Consider the following 11,508-nt stretch of genomic DNA (forward strand, 5'->3'; position numbering starts at 1 on the left):
GGCGACTCTGCGCTACCAGGCGTCTTCGAGGACTCCCACGATCTCGTCGGCCGTCGGGTCGAGATCGGCCGGGGCGGCGTCCATGAACGCGTCCGCGAGGATGACCTCCGCGATGCCCGGGAAGTCGTCTCGCGCGAGCCCCTCGATGTCGCGAAGCTGCGACGGGAGACCGAGACCGTCTCGCACCGAGGCGACGGCCTCGACGACGTCGTCGACGACGACGGCCCGGTCGCGGCCCGCAGTGGACACGTCGAAGGCCTCCGCGAAGAGGTCGAGGCGAACGTCCGCATTCTCGAGGACGTATCGCAGGACGTGCGGGGCGACGATGCCGTGAACTTCGCCCTGATGGGCGGCGTAGCCGCGCGAGAACCCATGGCCGAAGGCGTGGATGATGGACGCGCGGTAGTGGTCGGGTGTCGAGAGGCCGTACTGGACGAGAACTGTCCCAGTGACGGCTTCGGCGAGCCGGTCGTCCGGGATCGGATCCTCAGAGAGCGCCGGCAAGCCGGACTGGAGGAGCCGGAGGCCCCGAACCGCCGTCCCGTCCGTGATCGGTGTCGCGTGGCGGGAGTAGAGCAGCTCGACGCCCTTGTCGAAGCCATTCATCGCGGACGCGCGGAGGACACCTGCTGGCGTCGTGCGGAAGAGCTCGGGGTCGTAGCAGAGCAGCGTCGGCATCAACCGGCCGTCCGAGAGCCCACCGCTCGGCACCTCGCCGACCGGGCGTTCGTCCGGGTCGAGCGTGAGTTTCAGTCCTGCGACCACGGAGAGATCCGCGCCGGCGAGCGTCGTCGGAACAGCGGCGATCGACAGAGGATCGCCGCTCGCCGCGACGGAGAGAGACTCGGCCGCCACGGCGTCCTCGGCGACGGCTTCGGGATCGCGGTCGTAGGAGGCGAGTGCGGCGATAGTCTTGGCGGTGTCGAGACTGCTCCCGCCACCAACGGCAACGAGAACGTCCGCGTCGAGTTCCTGGGCATGACGGGCTCCCTCGAGTGCGGTACTGAGGTATTTCTCGCTCGTCGTCTCATCGAAGACGCCGGCGAGCCGGTCGCCGAGACCGTCGCGAACCGGATCCATCACGGCGTCAGTGCTCCCAACGGTGCGCCCGCAGACGACGAGCGCCCGCTCGAGATCCCGTTCAGCGAGTTCGTCGCCGATCGAGGCGATGGCGTCCGCACCGTAAACGATCTTCCCAGGCTGATAATCGAGCGCGTACGTATCGGGGACGTCAGACATGGGGCGGGGTACAGGCGTGCGAGACATAAGCGTGCGGGTCGGCGACAGGTGGTTATAAGACGGCGTAGGGAGACGTGGCGAGTGATGCCATCGACACGCAGAGACACGGGCCGACGCGAGACGGGAGGACGGCGATGACTGTCGTGACTGACATGGCCGACGCCGTCTCGAGTGCGCTCTCCGAGGGGGATATGCTCTACCTCGGTGGGTTCACGCACCTCATTCCGTTCGCCGCCGGCCACGAGGTCATCCGACAGGAGTACGAGGATCTCCATATCGGGCGAGCGACGCCCGACCTCATCTTCGACCGGATGATAGCGGCGGGCTGCGCGAGCGAGGTGACATTCTCGTACGCGGGCAACCCGGGCGTCGGAAGTCTCCGCGCGTTCAGACGCGCCGTCGAAGAGGGTGTCCCGAACCCGATCGAGATCGATGAATATTCGCATTTCGGGATGATTTCCCGCCTCTCCGCGGGCGCACAGAATCTGCCGTTCGTTCCGCTGCGGACGTTCGTCGGATCCGACTACCCGGAGCACAACGACCACATCCGAATGGTCGAGAATCCGTACGAGAGCGAGCCAGAGGAAATTCCGGTCGTCCCACCGTTGAATCCAGACGTGACCATTATCCGGGCACAGCGCGCGGACGAGAACGGAAACGCGCAGGTCTGGGGTATCACCGGTGACATCACCGAGGCCGCGTTCGCAGCCGACACCGTGGTTCTCGCGGTCGAGGAACTCGTCGACGAAGACGTGATTCGGAGCGACCCGAACCGGACGATTGTCCCGGGATCAGTCGTAGACTACGTCGTCGAGGAGCCCTACGGCTCGCATCCCTCCTACGCGCAGGGCTACTACGACCGCGACAACCAGGCCTATATCGAGTGGGACGAAATCTCTCAGACACAGGAAGGGATCGAAGAATGGCTCGACGAGTGGGTGTACGGCGTCGAGACGCACGCCGACTACCTCGAGAAGCTCGACACCGGACAGTTCATCGATTTGCTGCCGAAGTCGAACTACGCGACACCGATAGACGTGGGGGACTACTGAGATGGTCGAGTACACCGACACGGAGCTAATGATCACGCGGGCGGCACGGGAACTGAAGAACGACGACACGGTGCTCGTAGGTGTTGGAGTGCCGAATCTCGCATGCAACTACGCGAAGCGCCGACACGCCCCGGACTTGGAAATGGTCTACGAGTCGGGAACCATCGATTCGAACCCCTCGAAGCTCCCACTCTCCATCGGCGACCCGGTGCTCGTGACGAACGCGGGTGGCGTCGTTCCGATGTTGCAGGGCTTCCAGCATTACCTGCAGGGGGGACACATCGACGCGGGGTTCCTCGGCGGCGCACAGATCGACAAATACGGGAACATTAACTCCACCGTAATCGGCGACTACGACGACCCCGACGTTCGTCTCCCCGGAAGCGGTGGCGCCTGTGACATCGCGAGTAACACCGACCGGACGTTCATTATCACGAGCCACAGCGAGCGGCGTTTCCCCGAGGAGGTCGATTTCGTCACCTCCCCCGGCTACGTCGACGGGCGCGAGGGGCGCGAGGAGCTCGGCCTGCGGGGCGGACCGGAAGCCGTCATCACTGACAAGGCGGTGATGAAATTCGACGAGGGTGGCGAGATGTACGTCGAGACACTCCACCCGGGTGTGACGCGCGAAGACGTGCTAGATGCGACGGGCTGGGAGATCAGCTTCGCCGACGACCTCGGTGAGACGCCGACACCGGACGCGGAGGGGATCGAGCTCATTCGGGAGGATCTCGATCCCGACGGCGTCTACACCGGAACCAGCGACTAGCACTCACCCCTACGAACGAAAATTATATACGTTTGGTGTCAAAAGAGAGTAGTGCGAGAAACAATGGCAGCAAACGTAGACGGAATCCACCACGTGACGGCGTTCTGTGACGACCCGCAGGAGAACTACGACTTCTTTGCGAGAGTTCTCGGTCTCCGATTCGTCAAGCGAACAGTTCGATTCGACGTACCAGACAAGCTCTATCACCTATACTACGCTGACGAGCAGGGGACGCCCGGCACCGTGATCACGTTCTTCCCGATGAGCAACCTCGACATGGACGAGGGCGTGAACGGGAAGGGCCAGATGAGCCGCACCGGTCTCACCATCCCGGAGGGCTCCGTCGAGTACTGGCAGGATCGTTTCGACGAGCACGACGTCGAGTACTCCACCGAGGAGCGCTTCGACGAGACCGCGATCGCGTTCTCCGCGCCCGACGGCGTCCAGTTCGAACTCGTCACCGGCGAGTCCGACATCGAAGCCTGGACCGGCGCCGACGTCCCCGAGGAGTACGGCATCCGCGGCATGTACAACGCGACCATCCACTCCGCCGATCCCCAGGGCACCTTCGACGTGCTCGAAACGATGGGCTGGGAGCGCGTCGGCCGCGCCGACCACCCCCAGGCCGGCGACCGCGTCCGCTACGAGGCACCCGGTGACGCACCCTGCGCCACCAAGGTCGACGTCCTCGTCCGACCCAACGCCCCCGGCTACGTCCAGGGCATCGGTACCTACCTCCACGTCGCGTTCAGCGTCGAAAACGACTGGGAGCAGACTGAGGTGAGCCAGACGCTCCGCGACAACGGCTACATCACCACCTCCAAGAAGGATCGCGACTACTTCCACTCCCAGTACATCACCGAGCCCGGCGGAGCTGTCTTCGAGTTCGCCACCAAGGGCCCCGGCTTCACCATCGACGAGGACGTCGACGAACTCGGCGAGGAACTCCGCGTTCCGGCCTGGCTCGACGTCGATATCGAGTATCTCAAGGAGCAGCTGCCCGAAATCGACACTCGGTAAGCCACCCTTCGGTACTGCGGTCTTCTAGCGGTACGCGTCTAGGCTGTCATCGCTCGAGATGCGCTGTCGGTCTCTTCGATGCGTTTTCTTCCGTACGTTGTGGAGTGCAACAACAGTCCGAGCACGGCATGAGAGATGGCAATTCCGCCGAGCCGATCATCAACGCTTCTCGCCCCGCAAATTAGATATTTGCAGGTCTTCGAAACGACCGGCCCGTTCGAGGCGCTCCACGAGACACGGTCGGCTTCGCGTCGTCATCGCGCAGTGACCAGTCTTCGTGTCTCGGACTCTCCTCCAGTCGACGGTGTGTTCCCCATCGTGGGACGATCGCGAGGGGCACCGGAAAGCCGTCGTAGCGGCCGAAATCTGGCGAGTGAATCGGGAGAGGTGTGCTCTATGTTGATATCGAACGCCACTATTGGAAGATGGGCGTATATGTAGCAGAATACGTTACTACAATATGGGTGTAAAGATCGATGGGAGAGTCGGTTGTGAACCCCTACGGACATAAGTAACGAGAGGACGACGGCCACGTTAAATCACCGCGTTTCCTATATACAGACAAGACTCACCTCACAAAGTGGCGGCAACGAACTCCAGTCGAACTTCGCTGTGTGGCCTGAGAGCCATCGGCGATGAGTGAGGGTCGGCGAAGGAGGGGAGATTTTACCGTCGACGACAGTTCAGGAGCGTGAGACACTGGCCATCGGAGATGCCACGTCGAGACAGACAGCCTTCAGGCCGACAGCGAGACAGTCAGTCAATATGAGGCACGCCACACGGGCATCGCTGGCAGTGTCGACGACCGGGGTTAACGACACCAAGTGTACGGCTCGTCACGCACACGGGCGCAGAGAGCCGCCTAGGCATGGAATGCCGTCATGCCCTGGTTTGGCTCCCGAGTGGTAATACGGACGCAGTAGAGTTCACTGGGTGCCTCCACCTGCGCGCAGAACGCCTCAAAGAGTTCGACCAGTGGTGTATCTTCGCGACGTGTGCAACGGCGTCAGCGCCGAACCTCTCGTGGAGACGGTTCTCGTGAATCGATCCGGCTGCTCGCTCGGAAACCGGACACACGCTCAGCAGGCAGACGACTCGACCAACCGAGGCCACGACAGCCTGCGGGACACCCTACCAGCCGGATGGTGTTTACATATACCACACCCAGAAGCAGACAGACGAATAGCCGGCTGTGGGATGTCACGGGATGCGTCCCGCCGCCCTCATATCGATAATTGCTTTTGTATACAGTTGTGAAGGCTATATAATGACACCAGACCAGCCACCGAAGCCAAAACGGCCGGTCAAGACGGCCGACAAGATGGCCAAGTTATTCGTCGTCCTCCAAGAGAAGGAGCTGGCAGGTGTGACTGAGCTCGCAGACGAGCTAGACCTCGCAAAAAGCACTACCTACCATTATCTCGCCACGCTGCAGAGCGAGGGGTACATCTCCAAGGAAGGAGAAAAATACCGACTCGGGCTCCGGTTTCTCGAGCACGCGGTTCACGTGAACCGAAACCTCGGCGTCCGTCCCGCCGTCCGACCGGTTATCGAAGACCTCGCCGAAGAGACTGGGGAGGCCGTCTGGTTCCTCTTTGAGGAGCACTCCTTCCCCATTTTCCTGAGCCGAGAGCTCGGTGAGCAGGGTGTAGTATCGTTCCGACAGATCGGGAAGGCGGAACCCGCAACTGCGGGCGGAAAGGCCGTGCTAGCGCAGTACTCTGAGGAGGAGATGAAGAATATCGTCACCTATCTCAGCCGGAAACACCCCGAATACGTCCTTCCTGAACCGGATACGTACGTCGAACGCGTGGAGGGCGTCGCCGAGCGCGGATATGCGACGACGGTGGAGGAGGTCGAGTCGGGCGTCGCATCAGTCGGTGCCCCAGTCATTCGAGATGATAGCGTCGTCGGAGCAGTTGAGGTGGCTGGGCCGACGAAGCGACTGGAAGAAACCCTCTGGGACGACCTCCCTGGACTTGTTACGAGTGCGGCGAACGACATCGAGATCCGCCTCTCGAACCCGGACGGCCGGAACCCGGTGTTCTGAGCAGATATCGTGGTCATCCGACCACGGAGGCGTCACTCGTTGTGCCAGGGGTAGCGTGCCGTGTCCGCACCCGCGTAGTCGGGGTCGAGATAGATGAACAGGCGGTGTATCTCTCCGCCTCGAAGACGTCGCACCACCGGCCGCCGCCGGGCGTGTCGTCCGCCCGCCACTCGACGCCGTCCGCCGTTTCGCCCGTGCTCGTTCCCTCAACGACGACGAGATCGTCGTTAATGATGTAGTTGAAGTACGTGTAGTCGTGTGACATCGCTGTGACGGTCTCAGCGACGTCGCCGAACAGCTCGGCGATTTCGTCCGTTCCGGTCGCGACACCCCACTTCGGGTAGTACACCCGCGCCGTCGGCGCGAACAGCTCCATGAAATCCGTTCCCGCGTCGAGACGCTTGAAATAGTCAAGCACCAGTTCCTTGCGTTCCTCGTCGGCCATGGTAGTTCCCATAGATGAACATACTCTTTATTCAATATAATTATACCGCCCGATCCATGGTAGCACGAGCCGATCCGGGTGGATCTCGTTCGCCACCCGAGACCGTCAGAGGTTCTTAACGGCCGCCGACAGCTGCGGCCGCGGCTTCGTGAGCAAGTGTCATCGACGACGTGTATCAGGCCGGCATCTACGAGCAAAACACCACGTTTGAGGCATCAGAATGGAGGGATCAGCCAGTCACCGAACGAGGTATCGAGGGGGATAGAAGAGACGTTTGATAAGTGCATACGACCGCGACGTACCAGGCGCGTACGACTGTCTCCCACACTGACACGGAGTCGAACTAGTCGTCGCCCGGAAAGCGAACCACCGATCGTCTACCGATAGTCCTCGGTCGTGACGAGGGGGAGGGTCGTGGCCACCACCTGGTGTGGACTGCGTGTCGTGCCGGTCATACACGACCACCACACCGCGCGGTAGTTGATTCGATCCCGGTTGATTTCGACCATCGTGAAAACAGATCACACGGCGGTACAAGAGGACGCGACGACGTTCAGAAGCCGAGCAGTACGCGACGAGGAGAGTCCGACGGCTTAGGCGTCGGGCCAGCGCTCGATGTAGATGGTTTCGTCGGTGTAGAAGCGAACGACGTCCTCGGACTGCGCGTGGAGATCGCCGAAGAAAGAGTCCTTTTGCCCGCCGAAGTGGAAGAACGCCATCGGTGCGGCGGTTCCCGCGTTCACCGCGAGGTTCCCCGCCTCTGCACGGTGCCGGAATTTCTGCGCATCCGCCCCGCTCCCTGTGAACAGACTCGCTGCGTTCCCGAATTCGGATTTGTTCAAGATCTCGATCGCTTCATCGATGTCCGCGGCAGACGTGAGGCCGAGAATGGGGCCGAAGACCTCTTCGCGCGTGATAGTCATCTCGGGCGTCACGTCGCGGAAGACACAGGGGCCGAGGAAATTCCCGTTCTCGTAGCCCTCGACCTCAACGTCTCGCCCGTCCACGATGAGTTCTGCGCCCTCCTCGATGCCGGTCTCGACGTAGTCGCGAACCCGCTGTTCGTGTTCGGGTGTGATGAGCGCGCCGATAGTCGTCTCCTCGTCGAGGCCGTGCCCGACAACCTGTGATTCGGCCTCCGCGACCACCAAGTCCACGAACTCTTCGTACACCGACTCCTCGACGATGATCACGTCATTAGCGAGGCACCGCTCCCCGCCGCAGGCGAAGGAGGAGGAGACGGCTTTCGCGGCGGCGAACTCGAGGTCGGCGGTCTCAGTGACGACGACGTGGTTCTTCGCACCACCCTGGGCTTGGACGCGCTTGCCGTTGGCGGCTGCCTTCTCGTAGATCGTCTCCGCCACCGGCGTGCTCCCGACGAACGAGACACCCTCGATCCCGTCGTGCTCGAGGATCGCGTTCACCGTCTCCACCCCTCCATTCACCAGCTGCACGACGCCGTCCGGAAAGCCTGCCTGCTCGATGAGCTCGAACATTTTCATCGCAGTGATGGGGTCGCGCTCGCTGGGTTTGAGGATGAACGCGTTGCCGGAGGCAACGGCGTAGGGGAGGAACCAGAGGGGGATCATGCCGGGGAAGTTGAACGGCGTGATTGCGGCGAACACACCAAGCGGCTGCCGCACCGCCGTCTCGTCGATCTGCGGGGCCGCGTTCTCCACGTGTCCGGCCTGCATCAGCCGTGGCATCCCGCATGCCACCTCGACGTTCTCGATCCCACGGCGCAGCTCCCCCTTCGCCTCCTTGAACGTCTTCCCGTGCTCCTCGACGAGCGCCTCCGCGAGTTCGTCTTGGTGCTCCTCCAGGAGCGACTTGAAGCGGAACAGCGGTTGAATCCGTTCCTCGATCGGCGCCTGCCGCCACGTCTCGAACGCCGACTGTCCCGCCGTCACCGCCTCGTCTACATCCTCCGGGGAGCTGAACCCGACACTCGTGAGCGCCTCGCCCGTTGCCGGGTTCACCACGTCCTGTCCCTCGCCGCTCGTCGGGGCGACCCAGTCGCCGTCGACGTAGTTGTGAACCTCACCAATGTTTACAGCGTCGCTGTCTGTCATGGTTTTTAGAATCCTTCGTGAGGTAATAGTGGTTTTGGTATGGGTGTCTTCGAACGGTGTATCCTGTATTCAGGAGCGGCGCGGACTGTCTGGCGCGAGCGCGTCGTCGTAAATAGTGACGTAGAGGTTCTCGATCTCATCGGCCGTCGGTTTCCGCGGGTTGTTGTCCGGGGATCCCGAATCGATGGCGTCCTGCGTCATCTCGCCGACCACGTCGAGGTACTCCTCGCGGGAGGGAACCGCCCCGAAGTCATCGAGGTAGCGCGTGAGTTCGAGATCCTCACAAAGCTGAAGAATCCCCTGAGCGGCCAGATCGGCCGCCTCGCGGGTGCCATGGTTCTCGTCGGCCACACCGAGAATGCGAGCGACCGCTGCGTACTTCTCGGGCGCTGCCATCGCGGAGAACTCGACGACATAGGGGAGAATGAGGCCGTTCGCGAGTCCATGCGGAATGTGGAGCTGAGCGCCGAGCGGACGAGCGAGACCGTGGACGAGCGCGACGGAAGAGTTCGTGAACGCTTGACCCGCCTGCAGTTGACCGACCATCATGTCCGCACGGGCGTCGAGGTTCTCGCCGTTCGCCCAAGCGACGGGAAGGGAGCGGGCGATACGTTCCATCGCGGACTCGGCGTAGCCGTCGGGAACGCTATACGCGTTCACCGAGACGTAGGCCTCAATGGCGTGTGTAAGCGCGTCGATACCGGTGAAGGCCGTATGGCTCTTCGGGAGGGAGACGGTGAGCTTAGGGTCTTCGATGGCAACATCCGGCACGACGTTCTGGGAGACGATGAGGAACTTCGTCGACGTGGATTCGTCGCTGACGACGACCGATCGCGTTGCTTCGCTTCCGGTTCCGGCGGTGGTGTTAACCGCGATAAGCGGCGGTGTCGGGTTCGGGACGCCCTCATAGCCAGCCCGGTCAACGGCGAAGTCACGAATCGATCCGTCGTTGGTTGCGAGGATGCCGACGCCTTTGCCGGTGTCAATGGAGGAACCTCCGCCGAGCGTGACGATGACGTCACAGTCGTGTTCCTCCCAGAGGTCGTAGGCGGCTTCGATATTCTCTACCGTCGGGTCGGGACGGACATCAGTGTAGAGAACCGTCTCAACGCCGGCGTCCTCGAGCACGTCCAGGACGGTGTCACCGTGGAACTCCGCTATCTGTTCGGTAGCGAGGACGAGGGCGGTATCACCGTGAAGCGCGGCGTGATCTCCAGTGTGGCTGACGGCATCGGCGCCCAGAACGACTCGTCCGGGTGAAACGACCGTTCGTGCCTCGTTTGCGAGGATTGTGTTTCGTGTCATATCCTCCACTGTCACGATTGTCCGTCTTAGTTCTTCGTGCCTGGGGTGGTTGAGAACAGCACGGTTGAGGCGGCGAGATCGAAGTAGACGGTCGAATATGCGTACGCCGAAGTACGCGCTCGAAAGCGGTGATCGTCCGGGGTCGTTTCCGAGAGAGCGATAGGTAGTATTGCTTCAATGATAAGTGGTGAATAAGAGGGCGGGCGGGAACAGCGGCCAGTAGGTCGATGGCGATGCGAATATCGCTTACCGAAAACGACCCGCCTATCCGACGTGTTGAGTGATGATAGAACAGGCGCGCTGAACGTCGCGATGAGGGAGTACTGCTCTCGTGGAGGGCAACAATGCCGCACGATCCAGGGAAGGCAGATCCGGCAGCCCAAAAAGAGTTAAGTGTTCGTAGGTTGGAGTACCGAGTATAGCAGTCAAACGATCATGAAGATATCAGCAACGGAGGTCGGGAGATGACGCCTACCACGGACGCCCGAATTGGCTGCAGCGAACTCGCGACACTCCAAGGCGTCATCCTTCTCGGGCCACGCGCACGCGCAGACGAAGCGGCTCGCGATCTCACCATCCGGCAGGACGACCCGATGGATGCCGTGCAGCGTCGGCTCCGCCGACTCCACGAAGACGGCCACCTCGAGCGACGACGAACCGACGACGGAGATCGGTTAGTCGTCACCGCGAGTGGCTGGCGAGCGCTCTCCGCAGAGCAAGAGGAATACGAGGCCGTACTCTCGGAGATCGACGCTGAATTCACCGGCACCGTCACAAGCGGGATGGGCAAGGGCCAGCACTTCGTCTCACTCTCCGGCTATGCCGAACAGTTCGAGGAGCGCCTCGGCTACAAGCCCTACCCAGGGACGCTCAACGTCGACCTCGACGAAGGACGCGGCCGGGACGACCTCGAGCAGTTCGAGGGGATCCCAATCGATGCCTGGGAAACAAACGGAACGACATACGGATCCGCCACCTGCTATCGGGCTGGAATCGAAGCCGACGGCGAGCGCTACGAACCCGTCCACGTCCTCGTCCCCGACCGCACCGACCACGACATCGACGTTCTAGAACTGCTAGCGCCCGAAGAGCTCCGAGACATCCTCAACCTCCACGACGGTACGACGATCACCGTCTATGGCATCTGAAGAGACGACGACGTCACTGTCACCGACGACCGACGCCGTGATCGCCGCGGTAGAGGCGTTCGATCGAGGGGGGCCGGTGCTGATCCACGATGCGGCCGAGCGAGAAGGGGAGGTCGACCTCGTCTATCACGCTGCAGACGTTACCCCGGACGCCGTTGCCCGGATGCGAACCGACGGCGGGGGATTGATCTGTACCGCCCTCGACCACGACGTCTGCGGGGCCTTCGAGTTACCCTTCCTCGCCGACGCCATTGACCACCCCGCAGTCGAGCACGGCGACCTCGGCTACGATGCCCGCTCCTCGTTCAGCCTCCCCATCAACCACCGTGATACGTACACCGGCATCACTGACTCCGATCGCGCACGCACCATCACCGCGCTCGCCGATGCCGCCGCCGACCCCGACAC

The 11,508-nt window shown here is 62.2% G+C and carries 10 protein-coding genes; 6 read left to right on the forward strand and 4 right to left on the reverse strand.

The window, feature by feature from the left end; translation table 11 throughout:
• Window positions 1–12 precede the first annotated feature (12 nt).
• A complete protein-coding gene (locus tag LPA44_RS17590; protein WP_442903419.1) occupies window positions 13–1,266 on the reverse strand; it encodes an iron-containing alcohol dehydrogenase family protein in 1,254 nt (417 codons plus the stop codon).
• 107 nt (window positions 1,267–1,373) lie between these two features.
• Here LPA44_RS17590 and LPA44_RS17595 point away from each other — a divergent pair, with 107 nt between their 5' ends.
• From LPA44_RS17595 to LPA44_RS17610, 4 genes are all read left to right on the forward strand, one after another.
• Window positions 1,374–2,291, forward strand: a complete 918-nt coding sequence (locus LPA44_RS17595) for a CoA transferase subunit A (RefSeq protein ID WP_230890787.1) — start codon at window positions 1,374–1,376, stop codon at window positions 2,289–2,291.
• Between the two features lies 1 nt (window position 2,292).
• Window positions 2,293–3,060, forward strand: coding sequence for a CoA-transferase subunit beta (locus LPA44_RS17600; protein WP_230890788.1), 768 nt, complete (start codon window positions 2,293–2,295; stop codon window positions 3,058–3,060).
• Window positions 3,061–3,123: 63 nt separating this feature from the next.
• Window positions 3,124–4,080 (forward strand): VOC family protein, encoded by a 957-nt coding sequence (locus LPA44_RS17605; protein ID WP_230890789.1) that lies wholly within the window; start codon window positions 3,124–3,126, stop codon window positions 4,078–4,080.
• Between the two features lie 1,267 nt (window positions 4,081–5,347).
• The gene (locus tag LPA44_RS17610) at window positions 5,348–6,130 is read left to right on the forward strand and encodes an IclR family transcriptional regulator (RefSeq protein WP_230890790.1); all 783 of its coding nucleotides are present in this window, start codon (window positions 5,348–5,350) and stop codon (window positions 6,128–6,130) included.
• 13 nt (window positions 6,131–6,143) lie between these two features.
• On the opposite strand, the gene LPA44_RS17615 is transcribed toward LPA44_RS17610, so the two are convergent.
• From LPA44_RS17615 to LPA44_RS17625, 3 genes are all read right to left on the reverse strand, one after another.
• The gene (locus LPA44_RS17615; RefSeq protein ID WP_230890791.1) at window positions 6,144–6,587 is read right to left on the reverse strand and encodes a nuclear transport factor 2 family protein; all 444 of its coding nucleotides are present in this window, start codon (window positions 6,585–6,587) and stop codon (window positions 6,144–6,146) included.
• A gap of 581 nt (window positions 6,588–7,168) precedes the next feature.
• Entirely contained in the window at window positions 7,169–8,647 is a 1,479-nt protein-coding gene (locus LPA44_RS17620) for a CoA-acylating methylmalonate-semialdehyde dehydrogenase (protein ID WP_230890792.1), read from the reverse strand.
• 69 nt (window positions 8,648–8,716) lie between these two features.
• Entirely contained in the window at window positions 8,717–9,952 is a 1,236-nt protein-coding gene (locus tag LPA44_RS17625) for an iron-containing alcohol dehydrogenase (RefSeq protein ID WP_230890793.1), read from the reverse strand.
• A 464-nt stretch (window positions 9,953–10,416) separates the two neighbouring features.
• Between LPA44_RS17625 and LPA44_RS17630 the strand changes: the two genes are divergently transcribed.
• Both LPA44_RS17630 and LPA44_RS17635 read left to right on the forward strand, forming a co-directional pair.
• Window positions 10,417–11,100 (forward strand): CTP-dependent riboflavin kinase, encoded by a 684-nt coding sequence (locus tag LPA44_RS17630; RefSeq protein ID WP_230890794.1) that lies wholly within the window; start codon window positions 10,417–10,419, stop codon window positions 11,098–11,100.
• The coding region (locus LPA44_RS17635; RefSeq protein ID WP_230890795.1) for a 3,4-dihydroxy-2-butanone-4-phosphate synthase at window positions 11,090–11,508 on the forward strand (419 nt) is incomplete at its 3' end. The genes LPA44_RS17630 and LPA44_RS17635, both read left to right, overlap by 11 nt.

It is taken from the genome of Halobacterium sp. KA-4, assembly GCF_021028995.1.
GTDB lineage: Archaea > Halobacteriota > Halobacteria > Halobacteriales > Halobacteriaceae > Halobacterium.